Source organism: Bradyrhizobium liaoningense, from assembly GCF_018130785.1.
Lineage (GTDB): Bacteria > Pseudomonadota > Alphaproteobacteria > Rhizobiales > Xanthobacteraceae > Bradyrhizobium > Bradyrhizobium liaoningense_A.
This window is the reverse complement of sequence record NZ_JAFCJT010000018.1, coordinates 111,809-136,571: the sequence shown is the minus strand read 5'-3', so window position 1 is coordinate 136,571 and position 24,763 is coordinate 111,809. Positions and strand designations below refer to the sequence as shown.

Sequence of the window (24,763 nt, the reverse complement as noted above, 5' to 3'; positions counted from 1 at the left end):
GAACAGAGAATGTGTGGGGTTGCTCACATTGTGCGCCCTTGCGCCTTTGCGTCAGGTGCATTTGCGCCGAGGCCGATCACGGCGGCGGCGAGCAGCAGGACTGCCGCGGATATGATTAGCGACTGGTGAAGGCCCGTCATGAATGCACTGTCCGAGGCCACCAGCGAGCCGAACAGTGCGACGCCGAGCACGCTGCCGGTCTGCCGCGTCGCGTTCAGAACGCCGGCGGCGATGCCGGAGCGTGCCTTGTCGATGCTGCCGAGCAAGGTGGAGGTCAGCGGCGGCACCAGCAGGCCAAGTCCACCGCTGATCGCGATCATCTGCGCAAAGATCGTCCAGTAGCTGGTCCCGGCTTCGATCCAGAGCAGCCCGAGACAGCCGAGCGCCGAGATACAGGCGCCGACCACGATGGTCGGGCACGAGCCGATGCGCTCGGCCAGACGCGGCGCCAGCAGGTTGACCGGCAGCACCGCACCCATCATCGGCACGAAGGCGAGCCCGGTCCACCAGGCCGACAGCCCGTTGATCCTCTGGAAATACAGGCTCAGCACGAAGATCAGGCCGTAGATCGCGATGTTGACGAGGAGGCCGACGACCGTGGTCAGGGTAAACAGCCGGTGACTGAACAGCGACAGCGGCAGCATCGGCTGTACGGCGCGGCTTTCGCGCCAGACGAAGAGCACCGCGAATGCGGCTGAGGCAACGAATGCCGCCATCACGGCAGGATGGCTCCAGCCGAGCGCGCCACCTTCGATGATCGCGCCGGCAAGCGCGCCCAACGCACCGATCGCGGCGAGCTGGCCGGGCAGATCGATCTCGCGCGAGCGCGACCGCGTGGTCTCGCTGGCGTAGCGCCAGCTCAGCCACAAGCCGGCAAGACCGATCGGCAGGTTGACCAGGAAGATCGCGCGCCAGCCGACCAGCGTGATCAGCGCGCCGCCGACGAAGGGACCGGCTGTGAGCGCCAGGCTCGCCCCGGCGGCCCAGACCGCCACGGCGCGGCCGCGCTCGCGGTCGTCCGCATAGGCATGATTGAGCAGCGCCAGAGAATTGGGCACCAGAATCGCCGCCGCCAGCCCCTGGACCAGCCGCGCTGCGATCAGCACGGCTGCATTGGGGGACATTGCGCAGGCGAGCGAGGCCGCGGTGAAGATGGCGAACCCCGCCATGAAGATGCGCTTGGCGCCGATGCGGTCGCCGAGCGCACCGGCGGTCAGAATGAAAGCGGCAAAGGCGATGGTATAGGCGCTGACCACCCATTGCAGCTCGGCGACGCCGCCGCCGAGCGTTTTACCCATCGTATCCAGCGCGGTGTTGACGATGGTGACGTCGAGCTGGACCACGCCATAGCCGAGGCTCATCGCGGCAAGCGTGAGAGAGGTTGCAAGGCGCGAGCCGGCACGTTGCGCGCCGGCTCCGTCGTCGAGGGTTTCATATTTGATGGTGCTGGCTCGCATGCTGCCACCTTGGTTGCAGCCCCATGCGAAACATACGCTACCCGCCCGCCGTCATGCTTCGACAATGACCGAATGATGGATGCGTGATATGCGAACGCCGCGCGGATGACCGCGCGACGCCTTCGTCACTGCGCGTTGCTTTAGCTCGCCGCGCGCAGGTTCACCTTGCTCTCGGCGAGCGTGGTCAGCTTCTTGTCGGTCGCCTTCTCTTCTTCCAGCGTCTTGGCGAGCACGGTTGCGCAGTCGTTGCGGCCGAGCTGTTTGGCCCAGGCGATCAGGCTGCCGTAGCGGACGATCTCGTAATGCTCCGCGGCCTGGGCCGCATTGATCAGGGCGGCGTCCAGCACCGCCTTGTCGGCGACCTCACCGGCGGTCTCGTCGGCTTCCTCGATGATGCCGTCGATGGCCGGGCAGTCGACCGCCTTCACCTGCGCGCCGTGCATCTTGAACACTTGCTCGAGGCGCGCGACGTGCTGCTTGGTTTCCTCGAGGTGCGTCAAAAAGCCCTGCTTCAACTGCAGATCGGTGGCCTTATCTGCCATTTTCGGCAGCGCCTTGGTGAGTTGCTGCTCGGCATAATAGATATCCTGAAGCTGATGCACGAACAGGTCGTTCATGGTCTTGATGTCTTTCGTGAACAGTCCCATCGTTCCGATCCTCTCGGTTTCGGGAACACGGAGGCGTCGGCTCGCAAGGAAAGCCGATTATTCCGCCATGTTCGATTGCTGATGGGGCGCTAACCGGCGCATAGCAGCGACGTTCCAAAAAAGCTCGCATCGCTTGCGTTGGAACAATGCCGGCTGCGGGCGCATATGAAACCATGTCAACATGCGGACGCGCGATCCGGGCAAGTGCCTCGACTCATATGCTTAACGCGCCCGATATGAACCACATATGACAAAAGCGGCCGGTCCAACGCAGAACCAATCGTTGTCAAGGGCTGCACAAGTCGCTGTTTTTGCCTTAAATGAGCTACATCATGCCTAGCGATCGAAACCCATTTCGGGCAGTGATCGCACCCGACCGGCCAATGTCTGGCCCGGTCGGTCTTGCCCCCCGCCGGGAGGATGAATGCACGGACTGCTGCCCGCGCTGAAGCGCGGCTTCAAGAGATGGATCGGCTGGCGACGGCTCGGCGTTGCCGCGAGCGTCTTCATCATCGCCTTCGCGATCACCACGCTTGCGCGTACTCTCAAGGACATCGATACCGGCGTCATCCTGACCGCTTTGACCGAGATTCCCCGCGGGAATATCGGGCTGGCGGCGATCTGCGTCGTCTTCGCGTTCTGTACACTGACCTTCTACGACTATTTTGCACTGCGAACGATCGGCAAGAAGCATGTGCCCTATCGCATCGCAGCACTCTCCAGCTTCACGTCCTATTCGATCGGCCACAACATCGGCGCCACCGTCTTTACCGGCGGCGCGATCCGTTTCCGGATCTATTCGGATTACGGGCTGAACGCGATCGACGTTGCGAAAATCTGCTTCCTGTCAGGGCTGACGTTCTGGCTCGGTAACATCTTCGTGCTCTCGATCGGCATGGTGATCCATCCGGACGCCGCCTCATCGATGGATCAACTGCCGTCGTCGATCAACCGGCTGATCGGGCTCGGCGGCCTCGCCTCGATTGGCGCCTATCTGGTCTGGCTCTGCATGGGCGAGAAGCGCCGCGAGCTCGGCCAGAAGGGCTGGAAGGTGGTGCTGCCCTCGGCGCCGCTGACGCTGGTCCAGATCCTGATCGGCGTGGTCGATCTCGGCTTCTGCGCCACGGCGATGTACCTGCTGATGCCGGCCAATCCGCCGATCGACTTCATGTCGCTGGCGGTGGTGTTCATCCTGGCGACGCTGATCGGCTTTGCCAGTCACGCGCCCGGCTCGATCGGCGTGTTCGATGTTGCCATGCTGGTCGCGCTGCCCGAATTCGGCCGCGAGCAGCTTCTGGCGACCCTGCTGGTCTTCCGCATCCTCTATTTCGTGATCCCGTTCGGCCTCGCGATCTCCATCATGGGCGCGCGGGAGCTCTGGATGAACGTGGTCGAGCCCTGGCAGGAGCGGCGGCGGCTGGCCGAGGCCTGCGCGCAGGCCAACCTGCCCAAGCAGGTGGCAGCGATGGAACGGGAGCGGTCATTGCGCCAGGCCAGCAAGCGGTAAGCGGGCGCGCGACCGTCAGACAGAAGTTGCAGGCGGGGCAGCTATGCTCTCTTATTTCCGCCTCAACTTTGCCGTTGAACACGCGGGCCATGATCCCATTCTCCTTTCGTACCCTCTCCGCGGGCCTCCTGCTGCTCGCCGGGATTCTGACGTCTTTGCCGCCCGAGCGCGCCGCCGCGCAGGACGCGGGTGCGATGCAAATATCCTGGGAGGTGCGCAACCGCTTCCGCCTGTTCCGCGAGGAGCGCGACTTCCTGCTCCATGTCGAGAACGCGCGTAACCGCAGCATCCTCGCCGCAGAGCAGTCGCTGGAGCTCCAGAGCGAGGGCCGCGGCTGGGCCCGCAACATGGTCAACCGGCTCTGCATCGACCTCCAGGGCCGGGTCAACCAGCCCTGCACCCGCGACAACGTCAAAGAAAACTATCTCACCCCGATCGACCATCCGGTGACGGTGCGCCTGACCGGCGCGGTGCCGGTCGGCGCCACCTGCGCCTGGTCGTTCGACGACGGCGACGGGCCGCAGACCTCGACTTTCGATTGCGCCGAGCCGATCAATCTGCGCGTTCGCTACGGCAAGCAGACGGTCGCGAGCGTCGACGTCTCCTCCGGTTCCGATCCGACCCAGCGCGTCCAGGCCGAGATCCAGGTCCGCGACATCTTCGTTGCCGGGCTCGGCGACAGCATCGCCTCCGGCGAAGGCAATCCGGACCGGCCGCTGGCGCTGTCGGACGAGGGGTTCTGCTTCCGCTCCTATCTCGGCACCGCCGGTGCGCAGTACTACCGGCCGAGCCGCGCCGGCTATAAAGGTGGCCGCGCCTGCGAGGCACCCGACACGCTCGCCAACTGGCAGCATTACGGCGCGCTCTGGTTCAACTCGCCCTGCCACCGCTCGCTCTACAGCTACCAGGCCCGCACGGCTCTCGCGCTCGCGGTGCGCTACACCCACATCGCAGTGACCTTTCTGCCGCTCGCCTGCACCGGCGCCAGCATCGGCGACGGATTGCTGGGCTCGCAGCGCGCCCGCGAATGCCCGCCCGGCAAGACCGGCGTCTGCAACACCAGCGTGAACGCACAGGTCGCCGAGCTGCGCGAGGCGCTCACCGCGGCAAAAAAGCGCCAGCCGGACCGCACGCTCGATCTCGTGCTGCTCTCGGTCGGTGCCAACGACGTCTATTTCTCCGGCCTCGTCGCCGACGTCATCGTCGACACCGCGACCGAGCGCGCGCTGTTCCGCCGCTCCGGCGTGATGGCGAGCGTCGACGATTCCCGCGATGCGCTGGCGCGCGAGCTGCCACAGAATTTCGTCAAGCTGCGCGAGGCGCTGAAGCCGCTGGTCGGCGGCGACCTCTCGCACGTGGTCTATGTCTCCTACGCCAATCCCGCGCTCGCCGATGGCGGCGTGCCCTGCCGCGGCGGCCGCGCCGGGTTCGACATCCATCCGTCCTTCAACGCCGATCCGCAACGCCTGGCCCGCGTCTCGACCTTCGTCGACACCGAATTCCTGCCGCAGCTGAAGGGGCTCGCCACCTGCACGCGCGGGGCGCTGTGCCGCGATCCCGAAGCCGACCGCATGACCTTCGTGGACTCGCACCAGGCGGCGTTCGCCGATCACGGCTTCTGCGCCCATGCGGGCAACGATCCCGAATTCGACCGCACGTGCTTTGCCGAGAACGGCCAGAGCTTCAATCCCGATATCGTGAGCGCGGCGAGCCAGCCGATGCTGTGCGGCCGCGGCGCCTCGGAGTATCGCGCCTACCTGCCGCGCGCGCGCTGGATCCGCGATGCCAATGACAGCTATTTTGCCGCGATGACCTATCCGCAAGGTCTGCCGGCGGCGAGCCAGCCGACCGACATCCACGACGCCACCTGGGGCGTGCTCTCCGCCGTCTATGGCGGTGCCGTGCATCCAAGCGCAGAAGGCCACGCCGCGATGGCGGACGCCGCACTGCCGGCCGCGAGCAGCGTGCTCGGCCTGGATGCCGTGCCGCCCGGCGTGACGCGCGGCCTTCTGGCTCCGCTGTTGCCGAGCGCGCGGCAGTAGCACGACACTGCTCCCACATACTCGGGTCATCGCCCGCGAAGGCGGGCGATCCAGTACTCCGTGACAGCGGTGATTGAATCGAGAGGCTGCAGTGTACTGGATTCCCCGCTTTTGCGGGGAATGACAAGTGGTGTGCGGAGCACGACCTCGCGCATCACCATCGCACATTCTCGTCACCTCGTGATCGTTCCCCGCACTTGCCGTTCCATCAATCCAAAAACGGCATCGATCGATACTCCCTTGAACTTGGACACTTTGCCGCGCGCGCCTCTAGGAGTCGCCTTGAGGAAACATTCCGAGTTCTAAGGAGGCGCGTGATGAGCGCAGTGGTGTCCGCAGCGGACGTGAGGAGGTCTCGCGTCAGGCTGTTCATCGTGACCATGTTGTTCCTGGTCACGACTGTGAACTATGCCGATCGCGCCACGCTGTCGATCGCAGGTCCCGCGCTCTCCAAGGAGCTGCATCTCGATCCCGTCGCCATGGGCTGGGTGTTTTCCGCCTTTGGCTGGTCCTATGTGATCGCGCAGGTGCCGGGCGGCTGGCTGCTCGACCGGTTCGGCTCGCGCGTCGTCTACGCCTTCAGCATCATCGTCTGGTCGCTGTTCACGATGATGCAGGGCTGGGTCGGCTTCTTCAGCGCCGGCACCGCTATCGCTGTGCTGTTCGGTTTGCGCTTCCTGGTCGGCATCGCGGAAGCACCGTCCTTCCCCGCCAACGCCCGCATCGTCGCGGCCTGGTTTCCCGGTAACGAGCGCGGCACCGCATCGGCCTTCTTCAACTCCGGACAGTATTTCGCGACCGTCATCTTCGCACCGCTGATGGGCTGGATCGCGCACGACTACGGCTGGCGCTTCGTGTTCTTCGTGATGGGCGCGCTCGGCATCATCATGGGCATCGCCTGGGTCAAGACCGTCTACGGTCCGAAAGAACATCCCGGCATCAACGAGGCCGAGTTCGACTACATCAGGGAAGGCGGGGCGCTGGTCGATCTCGACGCGCCCAAGGATGAGCGCGCGCCGGACTCCGGCCCGAAATGGGATCACATCCGCCAGCTGCTCTCCAACCGCATGATGCTCGGCGTCTACCTCGGCCAGTACTGCATCAACACGCTGACCTATTTCTTCCTGACCTGGTTCCCGGTCTACCTCGTCAAGGAGCGCGGCCTGTCGATCCTGCAAGCCGGCTTCGTCGCGACGCTGCCGGCGCTGTGCGGCTTCATCGGCGGCGTGCTCGGCGGCGTCATCTCCGACGCCATCCTGCGCAAGACCGGCTCGCTGACCATGGCGCGCAAGATCCCGATCGTCGGCGGCATGCTGCTTTCGATGTCGATCATCGCCTGCAACTATGTCGACGGACAGGCGCTGGTGGTCGGCTTCATGGCGCTCGCCTTCTTCGGCAAGGGCATCGGCGCGCTCGGCTGGGCGGTCGTCTCCGACACCTCGCCCAAGGAAGCCGGCGGCGTCTCCGGCGGTCTGTTCAATACCTTCGGCAACCTCTCCTCGATCAGCACCCCGATCGTGATCGGCTACATCCTGGCCGCGACCGGCTCATTCAACGGCGCACTGCTGTTCGTCGGCGCCAACGCGCTGGTGGCCGCGTTCGCCTATCTCGTGGTGGTCGGCAAGATCGAGCGGGTGGTGCTCAAACGTTCCTCCTGAGGGCTCCCACGGGAGCTTGACCAGGCAACTCAACGGCGGCTTCTCAGCCGCCGTCTTTGTTTTTGGGGATGATCGATGCTAGAAGTGCCGGGGAAACGCCTTATCCATCTAAGGCATGTATCGATGTTCGACCTCAACCAGCTCCGCTGCTTCGTCACAGTCGCGGAGGAATTGCATTTCGGCCGCGCCGCCTCGCGGCTGAACATGACCCAGCCGCCGCTGTCGCGGCAGATCCAGGTGCTCGAGCACATCATCGACGCGCCGCTGCTCGAGCGCACCAGCCGCTCGGTGCGCCTGACGCCGGCGGGGCGCAGCTTCCTGCCCGAGGCACGGCGCATCCTGAAGCTTGCGGAAAGTGCCTCGCAGGTCGCCCGCCGCATCGCGCTCGGCAAGATCGGCTCGCTCAAGATCGGCTTCACCGCGGCCGCAGCCTATGGCTTTCTCCCCGAGCTCGTCGCGGCCTGCCGCGCCAAGCTGCCCGAGGTGGACTTCTCGCTGAAGGAAATGGTCTCTGGCGACCAGTTCGAGGCGCTGACTTCCGGTCAGATCGATGCCGGCCTGCTCAGGCCGCCGATCGCGCGCCCCGAGCTCACCAGCCGACGCGTCGTCGCCGAACCCCTGCTCGCCGCGATCCCGAAGAAGCATCCGCTGGCAAATGCCGAGAGCATCACCATCAAGGACTTCGACGACCAGCCCTTCGTGATGTACTCGCCGTATGAGAGCCGATATTTCCACGATCTCCTGGTGGCGCTGTTCACCCGCGCCGATGTGCTGCCGCGCTATGTGCAGCATTTGAGCCAAATCCATTCGATCCTCGCCATGGTCCGCGCCGGCCTCGGCCTTGCCATCGTGCCGGCCGCGGCTGCGAGCCTGAAGATCTCCGACGTGCGGCTGCGGCCGCTGAAGCTGCGCACGCGCGTTCCCGTCGAGCTGTTCATGGTCTGGCGCCGCGACGACGAGAATCCGCTGCTCTCCGCGCTGGTCAAAATCGCAGGCGAATTGTCCTCCGCGGAGGTGGCGGACGATTGATGCTCAATCCGCATCGGTCGATATAGGCTTTGGCTTGGACGCGCATCGAACGGTCTCCTAAACAACGGCGCATGGACGCGCAGGCTTCGGCCCGCGTCCTCCACAACACGCAATAAGGGAGCAGCGCCCATGAGCAAGATGACCCCACAGGAAATGGCCCAGAAGATCGGATCGGGCCTCCTCTCCTTCCCCGTCACGCCCTTCAAGGCGGACTATTCCTTCGACGAGGCGACCTACCGCGCCAACATGGACTGGCTCTGCGGCTATGATGTTGCCGGCCTGTTCGCCGCCGGCGGCACCGGCGAGTTCTTCTCGCTGACGCCGAGCGAGGTTCCGCAGGTGGTCAAGGTCGCCGTCGACGAGACCAAGGGTCGCGTGCCCGTGCTCGCCGGGACCGGCTACGGCACCGCCACCGCGCGCGAGATCGCGATCGGCGCAGAGAAGGCCGGCGCCGACGGCTTGTTGCTGCTGCCGCCCTACCTGACCCATTCCGAGCAGGAGGGCCTTGCCGCCCACGTGGAAGCGGTATGCGCCGCCGTGAAGATCGGCGTCATCGTCTACAACCGCGACAACGCCATCCTCCAGCCCGATACGCTGGCCCGCCTCGCCGAGCGCTGCCCGAACCTCGTCGGCTACAAGGACGGCATCGGCGACATCGAGCTGATGACCCGCGTCTACACCAAGCTCGGCGATCGCCTGACCTATGTCGGCGGCCTGCCGACGGCCGAGACCTTCGCGCTGCCCTATCTCGACATGGGCGTGACGACCTACTCGTCGGCCGTGTTCAACTTCGTTCCGGAATTCGCCACCAATTTCTACACCGCGGTGCGCAAGCGCGACCATGCGACGATCCATGCGGGCCTGAAGGACTTCATCCTGCCGCTGATCGCGATCCGCAATCGCAAGAAGGGCTATGCGGTCTCGATCATCAAGGCCGGCATGAAGGTAATCGGCCGCGATTCCGGCCCGGTCCGCCCGCCGCTGACCGATCTCACCGAGCAGGAGATGGCGGAGCTGACCGCGCTGGTCAAGAATCTGCCCGCCATCCGATCGTCACAACAGGCTGCAGAATAACAGACAACAACAGGGAGGAGCGTGCGATGGCCCAGACTGACATCTCTGGCGCACCGGTCGTCACATCGATGCAGGTGATCCCGGTCGCCGGCCGTGACAGCATGCTCCTCAATCTGAGCGGCGCGCATGCGCCGTTCTTCACCCGCAACATCGTCATCCTCACCGACAATTCCGGACACACCGGCGTCGGCGAGGTGCCGGGCGGGCAAAAGATCTGGCAGACGCTCCAGGACGCGCGCGATCTCGTGATCGGCAAGACCGTCGGCGCGATGAACAACATCCTCGCCGATATCCGCACCGCGTTCGCCGACCGCGACGCCGGCGGCCGCGGCAAGCAGACGTTCGACCTGCGCGTGATGATCCATGCGGTCACGGCGATCGAGTCCGCACTGCTCGACCTGCTCGGCCAGCACCTCAACCTGCCCGTCGCGGCGCTGCTCGGCGAAGGCCAGCAGCGCAAGAGCGTCGAAACGCTCGGCTATCTTTTCTTCGTCGGCGATCGCCGCAGGTCGAAGCTCGATTACACCAAGGGCGAGACCGGCAAGCCCGAATGGTTCAACCTGCGCCACCAGGAGGCGATGACGCCGGAGACCGTGGTGCGGCTCGCGGAAGCCACCCACGACCACTATGGCTTCGCCGACTTCAAGCTCAAGGGCGGCGTGCTCCGCGGCGAGCAGGAGATCGAGGCCGTTACCGCCATCGCAAAACGCTTCCCCAACGCACGCGTCACGCTCGATCCCAACGGCGCATGGTCGCTGGATGAGGCGATCAGCCTCTGCAAGAACATGCACGGCATTCTTGCCTATGCCGAGGATCCCTGCGGCGCCGAGGCCGGCTTCTCCGGCCGCGAGATCATGGCCGAGTTCCGCCGCGCCACGGGGCTGCCGACCGCGACCAACATGATCGCGACCGACTGGCGCCAGCTCTCCCACGCGCTGCGCCTGGGCGCGGTGGACATTCCGCTGGCCGATCCCCATTTCTGGACCATGCAGGGCTCGGTACGCGTTGCCCAGACCTGCCGTGACAACGGCCTGACCTGGGGCTCGCACTCCAACAACCACTTTGACATCTCGCTCGCCATGTTCACCCATGTCGGCGCCGCCGCACCGGGCAAGGTCACCGCGATCGACACCCACTGGATCTGGCAGGACGGCCAGGCGCTCACCAGGGAGCCGCTCCAGATCAAGGGCGGCAAGATCGCCGTGCCCGAGCGGCCGGGGCTCGGCATCGAAATCGACCGCCCGGCCATCGAAACCGCGCATGAGCTTTACAAGAAGCATGGACTCGGCGCCCGCGATGACGCTACTGCCATGCAGGACCTGATCCCCGGCTGGACCTTTGACGACAAGCGTCCCTGCCTCGTGCGTTGAGAAAATCTCGGAGGACAACATGACTGCGATCCTGAAAAACTTCATCGGCGGCGAATGGGTCGACGGCTCCGGCGTCACCAAGAACATCAACCCCTCCAACACCAACGACCTCGTCGGCGAATACGCCAAGGCCGACAAGGCGCAGACCGAGAAGGCGATTGCCGCCGCCAAGGCCGCCTTCCCGGCCTGGGCGCAGTCGACGCCCCAGGTGCGCTACGACGCACTGAACAAGATTTCCCTCGAGATTCTCGCCCGCAAGGAAGAGCTCGGCCGCCTGCTCGCCCGCGAGGAAGGCAAGACCCTGCCAGAGGGCATCGGCGAGGTCGCCCGTGCCGGCCAGATCTTTGCGTTCTTCGCCGGCGAGGCGCTGCGCCTGATCGGCGAGAAGGGTGCCTCGGTGCGTCCCGGCCTCGACGTCGAGCTGACCCGTGAGCCGGTCGGCGTCGTCGGTATGATCACGCCCTGGAATTTCCCGATCGCGATCCCCGCCTGGAAGATCGCGCCCGCGCTCTGCTACGGCAACACCGTGGTGTTCAAGCCGGCCGAGCTGGTGCCGGGCTCCGCGCATGCGCTGTCCGAGATCATCACCCGCTCCGGCATTCCAGCCGGCGTGTTCAACCTCGTGGTCGGCTCCGGCTCCGTCGTCGGCCAGACCCTGCTCGATCACCCCGACGTTGCCGCGATCTCCTTCACCGGATCGGTGCAGACCGGCCGCAAGATCGCGCAGGCTTGCGTGCTCTCGAACCCGATGAAGAAGTTCCAGCTCGAGATGGGCGGCAAGAATCCGCTGGTCGTGCTTGACGACGCCGACCTCAAGACCGCCGTCGAGATCGCCGTCAACGGCGCCTATTTCTCGACCGGCCAGCGCTGCACCGCCTCCTCCCGCCTGATCGTCACCGAAGGCATCCACGATCGCTTCGTCGCGGCGGTGTCCGAGCGCCTCAACAGCCTGTCGGTGGACGACGCGCTCAAGGCCGGCGTGCATATCGGCCCGGTCGTCGACCAGAGCCAGCTCGACCAGGACCTGCGCTATATCAAGATCGGTCAGGACGAAGGCGCAAAGCTTGCCTGGGGCGGCGAGTTGCTCAAGCGCGAGACGCCCGGCCACTACCTCCAGCCGGCGCTGTTCACCGAAGCCAACAACAACATGCGCATCGCTCGCGAGGAGATTTTTGGCCCGGTCGCCGCCGTCATTCGTGCGAAGAATTATGAAGAGGCGCTGGCGATCTCCAACGACACCGAGTTCGGCCTCGCTTCGGGCATCTGCACGAGCAGCCTGAAATACGCCTCGCACTACAAGCGCAACAGCGAGTCCGGCATGGTGATGGTCAACCTGCCGACCGCTGGCGTCGACTATCACGTGCCGTTCGGCGGCCGGAAGGGTTCGAGCTACGGTGCCCGCGAGCAAGGCTCCTATGCGCGCGAATTCTACACCACGGTGAAGACCGCCTATACCTATCCGGGTTAACCACGGGGAAGATATCGTAGGGTGGGCAAAGCGAAGCGTGCCCACCAAGGTCTCAATCGGGAAAGATGGTGGGCACAGCGCGTTGCGCCTTTGCCCACCCTACGGCTTCGGAGGCAAGCGCATGGACCAGGACGTCGCAGCGAAAGAGCAGCCCCGCTACATCAAGCTCAACGAGCGCGACAATGTCGCGATCGTTGTCAATGATTTCGGGCTTCCCGCCGGCTCCCGCTTTGCCAGCGGGCTGACGCTGCGCGCCTTCGTGCCGCAGGGCCACAAGACGGCGCTGGTCGATATCGCGCAAGATCAGCCGATCATCCGCTATGGCGAGGTGATCGGCCATGCGCTCTCGCCGATCCTGGCCGGCGAATGGGTGGATGAAGCGCGCATCCGCATGCCGGAGGCCCCTGCCCTCGACAAGCTGGAAATCTCGACCGCAGTCCCCGCGCCGCTGCCGCCGCTCGAAGGCTTTACCTTCGAAGGCTTTCGCAACACCGACGGCTCGGTCGGCACGAAAAACATTCTCGGCATCTCCTCATCCGTGCAATGCGTCAAGGGCACGATGGAATATGCGGTGAAGCGCATTCGCGCCGAGCTGCTGCCGAAATACCCGAACGTCGACGACGTCGTGCCGCTGACGCACGCCTATGGCTGCGGCGTCGCCATCACCGCACCCGACGCGGTGGTGCCGATCCGTACGCTGCAGAACATCGCGCAGAACCCGAATTTCGGCGGCGAGATTCTGGTCATCAGCCTCGGCTGCGAGAAGCTCGCGCCCGAGCGGCTGGTGCCGGAGGGCGTCAGCGATGCCATCGTGCGGATGCAGGACGAAGCCTTCGACGGCTTCGGCGCGATCGTCGATGCGATCATGACCCAGGCTGAGGCACGCCTGAAGATCCTCAACAAGCGCACCCGCGAGACCTGCCCCGCGGCTGACCTCGTCATCGGCCTGCAATGCGGCGGCAGCGACGCCTTCTCCGGCGTCACGGCCAACCCCGCCCTCGGCTTCGCCGCCGATCTGCTGGTCCGCGCCGGCGCGACCGTGATGTTCTCGGAAGTGACCGAAGTCCGCGACGCCATCCAGCTGCTTACCCGGCGCGCCATCAACGAGGACGTCGGCCGCGCGCTGGTGCGCGAGATGGCCTGGTACGATTCCTATCTCGCCCGCGGCGGCGCTGACCGCAGCGCCAACACCACGCCCGGCAACAAGAAGGGCGGCCTCGCCAACATCGTCGAGAAATCACTGGGCTCGATCGTCAAGTCCGGCTCGTCCGCGATCACCGGCGTGCTCTCGCCCGGCGAGAAGGCGACGCAGAAGGGCATGTTGTTCGCGGCAACGCCCGCCTCCGACTTCATCTGCGGCACGCTTCAGCTCGCATCCGGCATGACTCTGCAAGTGTTCACTACTGGCCGCGGCACGCCTTACGGTCTTGCCGCCGCGCCCGTGATCAAGGTCGCGACCCGCACCGAGCTCGCACGGCGCTGGAAGGATTTGATCGACTTCGATGCCGGCGGTATCGCCACCGGCGAGAAGACCATCGAGGAAACCGGCTGGGACCTGTTCCGCCTGATCCTCGACGTCGCCTCTGGCCGCACGAAACCGTGGTCGGATCGCTGGGGCATCCACAACGACCTCACGCTATTCAACCCGGCGCCGGTGACCTGACTCGCGTCTCACCGTCGTCATTCCACGTTGCGCAATTGCGCAATGTGAATGTGTGCGGAGCACGCAGGCCCGGAACGAAGCGGCACGTTGACCGCGCGCTTTCTCAAATCACTTCCAGGCTGCGCGCTACCCTGACCGCGACCTTCACCAGCGGCTTGACCGCCTGATCCTCCCGGCCGAGCATCACGCCTTCGGCAAATGCGCGTGCGCGCGCCTCCCGGCTTGACGCCGGCGCCCTGAGTGCAGCGTCAACCGCCATATCGCGATGCGCGACGAAATCGTTGAGCGAGCCAAGCGCGTTCTGGATCTTTTTCAGATGCTTTGACAGCCCAGCAAGCTGCTTCTGCTCGCGCCTAGATTGAAAGAGGCTTTCAAAGAAGTCCAGCCCGTACCTGATCTTCTTGGCACTGATGCGCAGCTTGTGCCGTTCCTGGGGAGGCATCCGATCGAGATACCGCGCCTGCTTGCGCACTTTCTTGACGCGGCGGCGCAATAGTCCCGCGGCGAATTTGCGGATCGGCGCCTTCGCGCCTTCAGTCGCAATCGTTTGCTCGGCCTCGATCCATCGCAGCGTATCGATCAACAGAGAGCGGTAATGCTGCGAGTTTATGGCCGCTGCTGCGCGCGCGAAGGCCCGGTCCCGCCGTGCCGCAAACTGCTTCTTGATGGCCTCGCCCCCTTGCGCAGCAGGGCATCGCGCGTTGCGGGCTCGATGTTCTCTTTCACGAAGACGTCGAGCTCGCGCGCGGAGGCAAGCTCGTTTGTCAGCCATTTCAATTCCTGCTTTTTCCTCTCCGTTCCCGTCCCTGACAGGACCTTCGAGAACAACGAGATCGCCGCACGCAACCGGCGCAATCCCACCCGCATCTGATGAATGCCTTCCGCATCGCCATTGCGGACCGCGTCGGCGTTGCCTGAAAAATGGCGCGCGGTAGCGCGAGCAATGATCCGGAAGGCCTCGCCCGCCTTCAGGCCGGTCGTCAACACGATAGTTTCAGCGAACAGCACCGGATGCTCGTCGCCCCGTGCGAGGGCGTAACCCCGGTCGGATTTCGATCGCAGATCAAGCTCGGCCTGCGATTCCTGTTCGATCGACTTTGCAATTCGGAACAAATCGACCAGCCGGCCGCTCTTCAGTTCCAGCTCGAGCTCCTGGATCGGGCTGGAGTGCCGTCGTTCCGGGCGCGCCAGTCGCACAAGTTCTCATTGAGAATCAAGAAGTAACGCAGATACAAGCGCTTAGCTGCCGCGTGGTGGTCACAAGCGGTGGTGCTAATCGTGCGTGTTTTGATGGGTGTTATCAAGGACAGACACGGGACCTACTGTGCCCGAAAGACGGTGCCAGAGAAGCCAGAGGGACTTCAGGGAGCAGTCGCGCTGGAGCTGGGCAACGGGAAGGTTGTCCAGAAGCACCTGAAGAAGTCGCTCGGCACCAAGGACCTTCGTGAGGCCAACATCCGGGCCAAGCCGGTGCTAGCGGAGTTTGACCGCATCATAGCCAAGGCCAAGGCAAAACCTTGCGGCAGCCACTGTGCCCATAGCCAAGCGCACCAGCCTGAACGACACCGAAATAAAGCGTATGGCCGAGTGGGTGTACGCCACGGCGCTGAAGGAAGATGAAGCGCTAAGGTTTTCGGGCAGGCTAGAGACAATCGGACCACACGGCGAGAATGTTAACGCCGATGCGCTGGCGGACATCTTACGCGATTGTCAGCAGCAGTTTGCCGCCGGTGATGTTTCTTTCGCCGAACAGCGCGCCCAAAACGCTCTGGCCAGCTTTGACATCACACTAGACCAAAGCTGCCCGGCCTATCACAAGCTGTGCATCGAAAGCGCCAAGGCGTTCCTTAATGCCCTTGATGACATTGGGCTGCGTTATGTGGGTGCGGTTATTGAAACTCCGCGCCAACCTGTTTCCAAAGCCTTAGACGGCCATGGAGAAGGCGGGACACTGCAAGAGGCGCTGGAAGGTTGGAAGAAGCACCGAGCTAGGCCCAAGCGGACGGTGGACGAGTTCAGCCGCAGCGTGGATATGTTTATCCAGCTTCACGGCAACATGCCCGTAACGGCGATCAAAAAGGGCCACGCGCTGGAGTATCGCAAAGCTCTACAGGACGTGCCCCGCCACCGAACTGGCGACTTGCTGCGCGCAACGCTTCCTGCCCAGGCCGCTTGGGGTCGCGAGCACCCAGAAGAGCCCAAGGATCACTGCCGCCACGATCAACAAGCAACTTGGCGCTGTGCAGTCCATCTGCATCTGGGCCAGCGACAACGGGCTTGTGCCCGATGACACGCTGTGGACCGATCCCTTCAGCAAACTCAGGCTTCCCGAGGAGCGCTCCGAGCGAACGTCATTTGAGATTGCGGAGCTTCAATCGCTGTTCAATGCGTCGGTGTTTACCGAGCACGAATTTCCACTAGGGTCACATGGGGCCGCTGGGTTCTGGTTACCGGTGCTGGCTCTCTTCACAGGCGCACGGCAGGCTGAGCTGGGAAGCCTCACCGCTGCTAATGTGCGGGTGGACGCTGAAACGCGAGTGCCCTTACTCTATTTCATGACCGAGCGGGCACGGGGAAAGCGCGTCAAGACAGACGCATCCGAGCGCGTTGTACCCGTGCATCCCGAAGTGAAACCTGTGTGCGGCCTGTTTCTTATTACGCTGCCTTCACGAGTTCGCTCCTTGCGCTCCGGCCTTTGCCAGTCACAGCGTAGCCCACGCCAATCGCCTTTAGAGCTAACGTTGTCGGATGGTCCTGGTTACGAAGGTTCTTTTGCAAATCCTTCTTGGCGTTCGGCTTGAGCCCCAGTTCGCGGGCCACCACAGTCATCGAGGTTCGTCCCGGAGCCCGATTGTCCATGAAGGTCAACAAGCGCTCATGAGGCGCCCCCGCGCTTCCCCTGCGAACCTTCGGACCATCAGGCTCAAAGGGCCAATCAACGACCTGAAGCCCCGGCATCTCGCGTCGGATAGCAGCGAGAATGTCATCACCTTGGTCGCCTGAAGGGAGCACAATGAACACGTCGGCAGGCGGGCACCCACCGCGATCATCGGTGACATGGCGGCACCGGATACGGTTGATCGCCTGAATGACCGAGGCCGATAGCTGCCTTCGAACCATGTGCTCGCGCAAGTTCACCTGCCCCTTCCATGTCGGTTTGTCTAACCACTCGTCTCCTTGGGGCCCCTGGAGCGCAAAGAAGACGTTGTTGGGGAATGTCGCTCGATCCCGGTACGGGAGGCCGAAGATCACCGCTACATCATAGTCAGCCACGCGCCCACCGGAGTTCCTTCTGCCGTTGCATTAGCTGCGGGCCTAGAAGCGCCCGGGAAGCCAGCTCAGTCCGCTGTGCCCACTCTCAAGCCCGTTCCAGGATGTTGGCGATTGACTGCGCGTACCAGCGCCCGCCGCGCGCCGTTGGGATACCGCGCGCATTCAATGCTTCTGCCACCTGCCTGAGCGTGCTCGCACCCGCCTTCTGTGCCTCGCGGATGATTGGCAGGACGTTGGCCGCGTAGCGGTCAGCTTCGGCCTTCACGGCCTCTACGGCGCTCTTGCGGGCCATATGGAGCTTGGGGTTGCCCAAGGTGACCCCACGAGCCTTAGCAGCCGAGAGGGCTTGGCGGGTGCGGGTGGAGATCAGCGCGCGTTCCTTTTCGGCCAGTGCGGCGAAGAGGTGCAGCACGAACGGGTCAACGTCGGGGCCAAGCTCAGCGACCACGAAGGGCACCTTGTGGGCCATGAGGCCCGAGATGAAATGAACGTCGCGGCTCAGACGGTCGAGCTTAGCTACAGCTACGTGGCACCTGAGCTTCTTTGCGGCAGCGAGGGCGGCCTTTAGCTGAGGTCGGCGGTCCAGTGCGTCCGCTCCTTTGCCAGTCTCCACCTCCACAAACTCGCGCGCCACCGTGAACCTCTCAGCCTGAGCGAAGTGAGCGAGCGTCTGCCGCTGCGCTTCTATGCCCAACCCTGAGCGCCCCTGTTGGGAAGTCGAGACACGGATGTAGGTGATTAGGGTGCGTTCGCTCGTCACAGCGGCCTCTATAAGCATCTGTAAAAAACCTTATCGAGCATTTATGTTATATACAACGCGCGTTTCGGAATCACTGCGATTCGGTTTTGCATAGCTCTTCCCACGCCGGCCGTGGGCGTTGGAAACTTAGAGACCTGCTGATAGGTCCGTATGCTTACGGATTGCATCGCGGCTCAAGCCCTGCTTGTCCAGGTTTCACGCTGCGGTCTATGCTAACCAGCGCATTCGAAAAGGGCCGGGGGGCCTTACATTGTCTTATTCGCCATACGGTGCTGAGCCGCAGTTGCGGCGCGGTGCCTCGTTGCCCGTCCAAGTTGGCTTTCGCCGTTCGTTGTTTGGGTTTGGCCCACTGCCTCCTCGAATGGAGAATGCAAGGGGCGACGCCTTCCGTGTAGATATCAACGCGCTTCGGGCGCTTTCAGTGATCGCTGTCGTTGGCTATCACTTCCAGATATCAGGGTTCGCTGGGGGATTTGTCGGCGTCGATGTCTTCTTGGTGATAACCGGATACCTGATGACGGGAAAGGTGCTGACCGACCTCACTTTGGATCGTTTTTCTGTCCGTGACTTCTGCATTATGCGAATGCGCCGCATCTATCCTGCGCTTGCGGTCATGGCTGCTTCATCGGTCGTCGCAGGCTGGTTCGTGACCTTGCCGCGCGAATACCTGAAGCACCTACTACAGGCGTTGTCTGCGCTGACATTCGTGTCGAATTTTGCTTTCGATAGCGACAATGGCTATTTCGCTATGGCCGCCCAGACCAAGCCTCTCTTGCATACTTGGTCTCTCTCGGTGGAATGGCAGTTCTACATCTGGATGCCTTTGGTCGTATCGCTGATATGGCGTTTCGCTTCCGGCTCGAAGTCTAAAATCAGCACAGTGATGATTGCGCTTCAGGTCGTCGCCGTCCTCTCCTTGGCGTGGTGCGTATGGGAGACCCGAAGCGACGCGATGGGCTCTTCCTTCTTCTCGTTGCGTGCCCGAGCTTGGGAACCTCTGGCCGGTGGATTGATCGCTATCGCAGAAATCAGGCGGCGATCCCGCGGTGTTACCAAAATTCCGTGGCTGGAAACTGGGATAAGCGCCGCCGTGGGCTGGGCGCTGGTCGTGGGCTGTATCGCCTATCCCCTCCCCGAATCGCGATGGCCGGGCTTGCTTACAATCGTGCCGATCCTTGGCGCAGCAATGATAGTCGGGGCGCGGCGGTGGACCGGGGAAAAGAGCTTGCTCGGAATGTCTGCCATTCAGCGCTTAGGCGACTGGTCCTACTCGATTTACCTTTGGCACTGGCCGATTTGGGTATTCGCGCTGGGTTGGCTGTCTACGCGCGGATATGGCGTAGACGGTTCGCACAAGATGCTGATGGTGTTGGCGTCGCTCGCGCTCAGCATTGCCTCCCATCGTTACGTGGAGCAACCAGTTAGATTGCGGCGGGATTTCTGGACACCGCGCACACTACTGACGAGCTTCAGCGCTACCTTTGCGTTGTTACTCGGCTTCATCGCGCTGGCTTTCCTGAACAATGGTTTCCCAAATAGGTTGCCGGACTACCTGTTGCCAGCCGAACTGGCGAGAAGGACCAACACGCCGCGTGACGAGTGTTTCAGGAACGCCAACTCCACCAAGAAGGCGGGCGAGACTTATTGCAATTTCGGTAGTGCCGAGGTCGGCGGGGAGCCTTCCGCAATGCTGTGGGGAGATTCGTTTGCTAACCAGTACCTTGAGCCGATTTCTTCGGCTGCGCTTGCCAACGGAATCCATGGATTGATCGCGACCCAGAGCGCGTGCAGGCCCTTCATTGACGATCCTGTCAGAAACTCCACAGATCAGCAGGCGTGCCGGGATTTTAACCGCAGCGCGCTGGACTTCGTGCTGAACCACACTGAACCAAGCATCGTTGTCGTCGGGGGTAATTGGGGAAACGCTCTTGAGGCTTCCGCGCTAGCTGACCGACTGCTTTCCTCCGGCAAGACCGTTGTGCTGATCATGCCGCTACTCAATATTGGTTTCGACCTGCCACAGCGATGGATTGAGAAACAGGTCCGCGCTGGCGGAGCCATCGGTGAATGGAGCGTGGACGCCGCTCCTGATCTGACGATGAGCAGCCTCCGCTCCGAAATCGTTCAAAACCTCCACAAACACAGGGACAATCCGCGACTAGTTATGGTTGATCCACAGTCGGTGGTGTGCGAGCAAAACCGATGTTATCTCGTCAGGAACGGGCAGGCCAATTTCCGCGATACAGCCCACATTTCCAACGTCAACGCGATCCAGTACAGCGGCCTATTCGACGCTGCCTTTAGGTCAGCCCTCCACGTTGGGACTAAGGCCGACCAAAGAATGGATTGAGCCGGAGCATGAGGCGATGGTGGAAGAGGCGATCAGACGCGCTGCATACCCTCGGCTTTGAGCGCCTTCACTTTGGCGGTGTCGATGGACGCTTTGTGACCTTGGTAGACGGCAGCGTGCTTTGGCCTCGGTCAATACCCTCAAGCTGTCGCTCTCTACGAAGATTTGTCTCGAACCCTGCGAACACAACCGAGCATATCCAGAAAGCACTTGCCGGCCGCCGTGCTGGTGTCGATTGATTGTTAGTGGCCCGCAGCGATGCACCACGCAATTTCACTATGCGCACGATGTCCCGCAAGTCTCCGGTGCTGCGCGCGAGGCGGTCGATGCGTGTAACCATGTGGACGTCTCCGGTGCAGAGTAAGTCGAGCACAGTCCGAAGCTCCTCGCGGCCTGGGTGGTAGTGCCGCTGCGCTTCTCAGAGCGGATTAGGTCGCAACCCGCCGCACGCGGGGTGCAGAGGGGGACACGGCAGAATTGCGCCCTCCGCTAAACAATGCTTAATCATGGCCAATCAGGACGGCCCGGACGCTGCGTTCCTGTGAGGGATTGGTTCGAGGGGATGACAAGTCAGGCACTCGAGAATGATGCGTTGATCGTACGTACGATGCGCGTTCGAGTAGGCTCGTTTGATCTTTTGCGATTGGCAGCGGCGCTCATGGTGCTCTGGTCTCATCAGTTCGCCTTGCTCGGCGTGCCGGAGACATTTGTTTATGGCGCAAGCCCCAGTGCCGTCGGTGTCTACATCTTCTTTGCCATCAGTGGTTACTTAAATGCCCAAAGTCTTCTTAAAGGGCAATCAAGCTGGCGTTTTCTAGTTCGACGAGCGTGTCGGATATACCCAGCACTCGTCGGATTGGCTGTTTTTTGCGTGCTCGTGGGTGCCTCGTTTACAGCAGCCGGATCGGAGTTCTGGGAACGTGTTCCTGACTTTCTCTTCAGGAATTCGACTATCCTATTCGGTATCCGCTACACGTTGCCCGGCGTTTTTGAAACGAACCCATTCCCGAGCGCAATGAATGGTTCACTGTGGACACTTCCAAGTGAAATCAAGCTATACATCTACCTCGCGATAATCGCGGTCGCCGTCAGATATCGACCTCGATTTCTACTAGTAGCTCTTTTGGCCGCTTTCCTGGGTTTCCTGGTGTGGTTTCACGTCACATCAACGACGGTCGAGACAGCCTATTTTCAGAAATTTGCCATCGTCTTCATCTCTGGTGCTGCTCTCGCCATTATCGAGCGCCATCGCGGGCTAAGGATAGCAATTATTGTCTTGTTCGGGCTCGCTATTCTTGCAGCCATCTCAACTAGTGCCGTGGCGCTTTTGCCAGCCTTTGCGCTCGCGACAATCCTTGTTGGTAAAATTGAGCCGCCAGTATGGTTGCACCCTCAGCTCGACATTTCTTATGGAATTTACCTTTTTGCCTTTCCGGTACAGCAGGTGATTGCCAGCTACGGTTTGCTCTTCTGGCCCTCGCTCGCTCTTTCGTTGACGATAACGACTGGACTAGCAATCTCGTCGGCCATTCTCATCGAGCAACCAGCGCTGAAGTGGCGGGCCTCAAAAATAGCGCTAGCGAGATCATGATCTGGTCGTGATGGACCGGCCTCTGCACCGCGCTCTTAAGGGTCAACGGGCCAGTTCCGGACCGACGCTCACGTCGAGCCTTGTCAAGAAAGGCGCGGTTTTCCGCTTCTGGAGATGCTCGTGGGTGCCATCTTCGGTATTGGCTTCGCTGCGGTGTGTGCAGCGGCCTGATCCGCAGCCTCTTTGGCAATCGCAAGGCCCTAAGCCGCGCCATGTGCCCGCGGACGTTTGCGGCCATTCATAATCAGAGAGTGCCTCCGTCCCCTTCTTAAAGATGCGTCCCTGTTTCTCGGCTGCGTTTCAGGTCGTGCTTCCTAAAAAGGAGCGCCGCACAAGATGCTTCTCCTGCGGAGCGAACCAGCAAAGAGGTAGAGCGAAGCTCAATCGCAGGGAATGTGACTGCGGATGCCCGACAGCCGTCACGCAACCGCGCTTGTCGGTGGTCACAAACAGTGGTACGAACAGCCACGCAGCTACGCCGATTTCTGCTGAACTTTCAAAGCGAAAGCCGGGCGGTGGTCGCCTAGCTCGATCTCACTCCGTCGGGTCCGGAGCGGCAATGTGATGCGGTGCACCGAGGTCTCGAATACCGGCCTGAGCTTGCGGCGCAACTTCCTGGATGCAAACGGTTCCAGCGGAGTGCCATCGATCTTGCCAAAGTCCGGCGTGCTGTCCTTGATCTCCGTCTCCCATTCGCCGCGCCCGAATTGCGCTCCATTGGCCGATTTGACAGTCTGCAGGTGCTTCGCATCGTCTTGACGCACGCGCAGCGTGAAGCCGTTCCGTTTCAGCTTGCGTTTACCGGTATCGAAGTAGGTCGACCTCAGATCGCGCTTTCGGAGCGTATACCGACCTTGCCGTCAGCCATGCGTCCGCTTGCCAGCGCTCTGAAATGGCGCAGGGGTACGCGGAGTTTCAGTTCCGTCTCGACAGCCATCGTGCTGCGCCTGTTTGCTGCGGCGGATAACGCACCGGAAGCGGTACTGTTCAAAGTTGGGCCGCGACGAAGCGACCGTACGCACGCTCATCCACGCCCGTGGCGCGCGGCACATCGTCGCCACGCTCAGTCGCGGCAACATCTCGATTGACGATGACGGCGCGGGCCTGCCCGACGGTGCGGAGCTAGCGCGACGCCGGGGTCGAGGAGCAGTCGACTGCGCCCGCGATGATCGTCGCCGGCATGCCCGCCTCGCCCGCGCAAGTTTCGGTGCTGTCGCCGCGCGTCAAGCGGCTGGCCAGCGCGGATTCGGAAAGCGCGGCGCGCTGAGCCTCATGCCGTCATTCCGGGTTCAACGCCAAGCGTCGCCCGGAATGACACGCGCGCTCACGTCATGCTGCCAGGCATGAAGCAGCGCACGCGCGGATGGCCGTCGACATAGTGCTTCCATACCATGGTGCGACCGATCTTGTTCGGCTCGGTGATCACCGCGCCGTCCGGGACGACGACCCATTCGTCGTCGATGCGCACGCGGTAGTGGCCGCTATCGGATTCCCAGTCGACGTCAGCTATGACGTAGCCGTCGGCATCCGAGCAGCATTGCCCGTATTGGCTGTGCAGGCTCTCGAACCAGGGTTTTAGCGGCGAGTTGGCGTAGCGCCCGTCGTCGCGCGCCGTTGCCGGTGTCGCCAGCAGCACTGTTAATCCCAGCAGCGTCGCTGCACATAATCGTCCAGATCGCATGTCGTCTCCCGCGGATCGCAATCCTCGCCGCGAGGGACAGACGACGTCGTCCGCCTTCTGCGCCTTCGGACGGGCAGACAGACCGCGACTCGCTCCCCCAGCAACTTTGCGACAGCTATGCAAATCCGGCGCCAGCGTGCATTCCGGAGAACTACGGCCGCACGGAGTTACGCCGGCCAGCGCGCACGTCCTGCATGTCAACGCGCCGGCAATTTGCCGCAGCCGTTCTGGAGGCTTTCCTTGTTGCGCGAGGACGTGTACGAAACGGCCGCGGACGCGAGCCGTATCGTTTAATCAACTGTTTTAATTAGAGAAATCGGGTGTTGGCGTGACTGGCATTGGACCGTCAGCGCTATGAGTTCGAGAGACTTGCTTCCTGGCCAGCAGGATCCGACCGACTTGGCCGCAAGCGAAGTGCAGTTCGCGCTCGTGATCTCTCGCATGCTCGAGACGGTGAAGGACGACGCGGAAGCCAGGCGGCAGATGGTCTACGACCTTGCCCGCTACAAGCTCCAGGAGCAGTTCACCTACGCCGACGCCAGGAACATCGACCAGATGAAGCGGGCGCTCGAGGTCGCGATCGACGAGGTCGAAAAATTCTCGCGTGACGAGGCGCCGCTGGAGCGCTTGCCGTCACAACACCTCACCTCGTCAAAGGCGACTGAGACAGGCGGTCTTCTGGTGTCCGGCGAGGCGACCGTTTTGCGATCAGGGATCGAGATCTCCCGCAGCAAGCTGCCTGCGATCTCGGGCCCGCTCCTACCGGTGATCAAGCGTACGGCGGCCATTCTGCTTGCCGTTGGCGCAGTCATACTGATCGTCTCGCAGCGAGACAACATCGCCGCGCTGCGCCGGCAGATTTCGTCCCAGGCCCAGGAGATCGCGCAGGTATCCCCCAAGCCGGAGACGACGATCACGGTCGCCAAGCCGGAGTTGGTCACCCCTGCCCCGCCTCCCCCGACGCGCGTATTGCCAAGCGGCATACCGCCCGCCCTCCGGAACCAGCGTACTCCGACCGCCGGCGACACTCCGGCCTCAACCGCAGCATCCTCGCTCGATCGCCCCGAGGCAATCGCAGTCCAGAACGGCCTATAATCCTCTCGCAAGATCTCTCGAGGACGACCTACCCGCACACAGTTCTCCATCGCAACCTCCTTTGCTGAAGTGTTGCGACGAACGGTTGAATCCGCCCA

General features: G+C 62.7%; 20 protein-coding genes and 1 pseudogene. 13 read left to right on the top strand and 8 right to left on the bottom strand.

The features are described 5' to 3' along the window. Positions 1–23: 23 nt before the first annotated feature. A complete protein-coding gene (locus JQ627_RS28500) occupies positions 24–1,457 on the bottom strand; it encodes an MFS transporter (RefSeq protein WP_212487671.1) in 1,434 nt (477 codons plus the stop codon). A 140-nt stretch (positions 1,458–1,597) separates the two neighbouring features. Next, complete coding sequence (locus JQ627_RS28495) at positions 1,598–2,104, bottom strand: ferritin-like domain-containing protein (protein WP_212487670.1); 507 nt, start codon at positions 2,102–2,104, stop codon at positions 1,598–1,600. Between the two features lie 424 nt (positions 2,105–2,528). Between JQ627_RS28495 and JQ627_RS28490 the strand changes: the two genes are divergently transcribed. The 8 genes from JQ627_RS28490 to garD all read left to right on the top strand — a co-directional run bounded on the left by JQ627_RS28490 (position 2,529) and on the right by garD (position 13,915). Further along, on the top strand, positions 2,529–3,611 hold the full coding sequence (locus tag JQ627_RS28490) for a YbhN family protein (RefSeq protein ID WP_028158294.1): 1,083 nt from the start codon (positions 2,529–2,531) through the stop codon (positions 3,609–3,611). An 89-nt stretch (positions 3,612–3,700) separates the two neighbouring features. Further along, positions 3,701–5,653 carry a hypothetical protein gene (locus tag JQ627_RS28485; protein WP_212487669.1) on the top strand — a complete coding sequence of 651 codons (1,953 nt, stop codon included), beginning with the start codon at positions 3,701–3,703 and terminating at the stop codon, positions 5,651–5,653. A 317-nt stretch (positions 5,654–5,970) separates the two neighbouring features. Then, the gene (locus tag JQ627_RS28480; RefSeq protein WP_212487667.1) at positions 5,971–7,311 is read left to right on the top strand and encodes an MFS transporter; all 1,341 of its coding nucleotides are present in this window, start codon (positions 5,971–5,973) and stop codon (positions 7,309–7,311) included. 123 nt (positions 7,312–7,434) lie between these two features. Then, positions 7,435–8,340 (top strand): LysR substrate-binding domain-containing protein, encoded by a 906-nt coding sequence (locus JQ627_RS28475; protein WP_212487665.1) that lies wholly within the window; start codon positions 7,435–7,437, stop codon positions 8,338–8,340. A 129-nt stretch (positions 8,341–8,469) separates the two neighbouring features. Beyond that, positions 8,470–9,414 carry a 5-dehydro-4-deoxyglucarate dehydratase gene (gene kdgD, locus JQ627_RS28470; RefSeq protein WP_212487654.1) on the top strand — a complete coding sequence of 315 codons (945 nt, stop codon included), beginning with the start codon at positions 8,470–8,472 and terminating at the stop codon, positions 9,412–9,414. A 26-nt stretch (positions 9,415–9,440) separates the two neighbouring features. Continuing rightward, positions 9,441–10,784 carry a glucarate dehydratase gene (gudD, locus tag JQ627_RS28465; protein WP_212487652.1) on the top strand — a complete coding sequence of 448 codons (1,344 nt, stop codon included), beginning with the start codon at positions 9,441–9,443 and terminating at the stop codon, positions 10,782–10,784. 19 nt (positions 10,785–10,803) lie between these two features. Continuing rightward, entirely contained in the window at positions 10,804–12,252 is a 1,449-nt protein-coding gene (locus JQ627_RS28460; RefSeq protein ID WP_212487650.1) for an aldehyde dehydrogenase family protein, read from the top strand. Between the two features lie 121 nt (positions 12,253–12,373). Beyond that, a complete protein-coding gene (gene garD / locus JQ627_RS28455) occupies positions 12,374–13,915 on the top strand; it encodes a galactarate dehydratase (protein WP_212487648.1) in 1,542 nt (513 codons plus the stop codon). Positions 13,916–14,018: 103 nt separating this feature from the next. Here garD and JQ627_RS28450 read toward each other — a convergent pair. Further along, positions 14,019–14,902, bottom strand: a pseudogene (locus JQ627_RS28450) (CHAD domain-containing protein). 303 nt (positions 14,903–15,205) lie between these two features. Between JQ627_RS28450 and JQ627_RS39810 the strand changes: the two are divergent. Continuing rightward, on the top strand, positions 15,206–15,535 hold the full coding sequence (locus JQ627_RS39810; RefSeq protein ID WP_409363823.1) for a DUF6538 domain-containing protein: 330 nt from the start codon (positions 15,206–15,208) through the stop codon (positions 15,533–15,535). After that, positions 15,447–16,205, top strand: a complete 759-nt coding sequence (locus JQ627_RS28445) for a hypothetical protein (protein WP_212487646.1) — start codon at positions 15,447–15,449, stop codon at positions 16,203–16,205. Before JQ627_RS39810 ends, JQ627_RS28445 begins: the two co-directional genes overlap by 89 nt. Positions 16,206–16,570: 365 nt before the next feature. Here the strand turns inward: JQ627_RS28445 and JQ627_RS28440 are convergent, their stop codons facing one another. Together JQ627_RS28440 and JQ627_RS28435 are read right to left on the bottom strand one after the other, a co-directional pair. Continuing rightward, on the bottom strand, positions 16,571–17,188 hold the full coding sequence (locus JQ627_RS28440) for a hypothetical protein (RefSeq protein ID WP_249143452.1): 618 nt from the start codon (positions 17,186–17,188) through the stop codon (positions 16,571–16,573). Positions 17,189–17,273: 85 nt separating this feature from the next. Next, positions 17,274–17,966 carry a recombinase family protein gene (locus JQ627_RS28435; protein WP_212487644.1) on the bottom strand — a complete coding sequence of 231 codons (693 nt, stop codon included), beginning with the start codon at positions 17,964–17,966 and terminating at the stop codon, positions 17,274–17,276. Between the two features lie 343 nt (positions 17,967–18,309). On the opposite strand from JQ627_RS28435, the gene JQ627_RS28430 reads away from it, so the two are divergent. Beyond that, entirely contained in the window at positions 18,310–20,298 is a 1,989-nt protein-coding gene (locus JQ627_RS28430) for an acyltransferase family protein (RefSeq protein ID WP_249143460.1), read from the top strand. Between the two features lie 67 nt (positions 20,299–20,365). On the opposite strand, the gene JQ627_RS28425 is transcribed toward JQ627_RS28430, so the two are convergent. Then, complete coding sequence (locus tag JQ627_RS28425) at positions 20,366–20,638, bottom strand: recombinase family protein (RefSeq protein WP_249143451.1); 273 nt, start codon at positions 20,636–20,638, stop codon at positions 20,366–20,368. 222 nt (positions 20,639–20,860) lie between these two features. Between JQ627_RS28425 and JQ627_RS28420 the strand changes: the two genes are divergently transcribed. After that, entirely contained in the window at positions 20,861–21,889 is a 1,029-nt protein-coding gene (locus tag JQ627_RS28420) for an acyltransferase (RefSeq protein ID WP_212487633.1), read from the top strand. Between the two features lie 473 nt (positions 21,890–22,362). On the opposite strand, the gene JQ627_RS28415 is transcribed toward JQ627_RS28420, so the two are convergent. Together JQ627_RS28415 and JQ627_RS28410 are read right to left on the bottom strand one after the other, a co-directional pair. Continuing rightward, positions 22,363–22,716 (bottom strand): CYTH domain-containing protein, encoded by a 354-nt coding sequence (locus tag JQ627_RS28415; protein WP_409363822.1) that lies wholly within the window; start codon positions 22,714–22,716, stop codon positions 22,363–22,365. A gap of 497 nt (positions 22,717–23,213) precedes the next feature. Beyond that, a complete protein-coding gene (locus JQ627_RS28410) occupies positions 23,214–23,570 on the bottom strand; it encodes a hypothetical protein (RefSeq protein WP_212487632.1) in 357 nt (118 codons plus the stop codon). 399 nt (positions 23,571–23,969) lie between these two features. Between JQ627_RS28410 and JQ627_RS28405 the strand changes: the two genes are divergently transcribed. Then, positions 23,970–24,665, top strand: coding sequence for a hypothetical protein (locus tag JQ627_RS28405; protein WP_249143461.1), 696 nt, complete (start codon positions 23,970–23,972; stop codon positions 24,663–24,665). Positions 24,666–24,763: the final 98 nt, after the last annotated feature.

Coding starts and splice junctions, on each gene's coding strand:
- JQ627_RS28500 (WP_212487671.1), bottom strand. CDS start 1,457: ATGCGAGCCAGCACCATCAAATATGAAACCCTCGACGACGGAGCCGGC.
- JQ627_RS28495 (WP_212487670.1), bottom strand. CDS start 2,104: ATGGGACTGTTCACGAAAGACATCAAGACCATGAACGACCTGTTCGTG.
- JQ627_RS28490 (WP_028158294.1), top strand. CDS start 2,529: ATGCACGGACTGCTGCCCGCGCTGAAGCGCGGCTTCAAGAGATGGATC.
- JQ627_RS28485 (WP_212487669.1), top strand. CDS start 3,701: ATGATCCCATTCTCCTTTCGTACCCTCTCCGCGGGCCTCCTGCTGCTC.
- JQ627_RS28480 (WP_212487667.1), top strand. CDS start 5,971: ATGAGCGCAGTGGTGTCCGCAGCGGACGTGAGGAGGTCTCGCGTCAGG.
- JQ627_RS28475 (WP_212487665.1), top strand. CDS start 7,435: ATGTTCGACCTCAACCAGCTCCGCTGCTTCGTCACAGTCGCGGAGGAA.
- kdgD (WP_212487654.1), top strand. CDS start 8,470: ATGAGCAAGATGACCCCACAGGAAATGGCCCAGAAGATCGGATCGGGC.
- gudD (WP_212487652.1), top strand. CDS start 9,441: ATGGCCCAGACTGACATCTCTGGCGCACCGGTCGTCACATCGATGCAG.
- JQ627_RS28460 (WP_212487650.1), top strand. CDS start 10,804: ATGACTGCGATCCTGAAAAACTTCATCGGCGGCGAATGGGTCGACGGC.
- garD (WP_212487648.1), top strand. CDS start 12,374: ATGGACCAGGACGTCGCAGCGAAAGAGCAGCCCCGCTACATCAAGCTC.
- JQ627_RS39810 (WP_409363823.1), top strand. CDS start 15,206: ATGGGTGTTATCAAGGACAGACACGGGACCTACTGTGCCCGAAAGACG.
- JQ627_RS28435 (WP_212487644.1), bottom strand. CDS start 17,966: ATGCTTATAGAGGCCGCTGTGACGAGCGAACGCACCCTAATCACCTAC.
- JQ627_RS28430 (WP_249143460.1), top strand. CDS start 18,310: ATGGAGAATGCAAGGGGCGACGCCTTCCGTGTAGATATCAACGCGCTT.
- JQ627_RS28425 (WP_249143451.1), bottom strand. CDS start 20,638: ATGGTTACACGCATCGACCGCCTCGCGCGCAGCACCGGAGACTTGCGG.
- JQ627_RS28420 (WP_212487633.1), top strand. CDS start 20,861: ATGACAAGTCAGGCACTCGAGAATGATGCGTTGATCGTACGTACGATG.
- JQ627_RS28410 (WP_212487632.1), bottom strand. CDS start 23,570: ATGCGATCTGGACGATTATGTGCAGCGACGCTGCTGGGATTAACAGTG.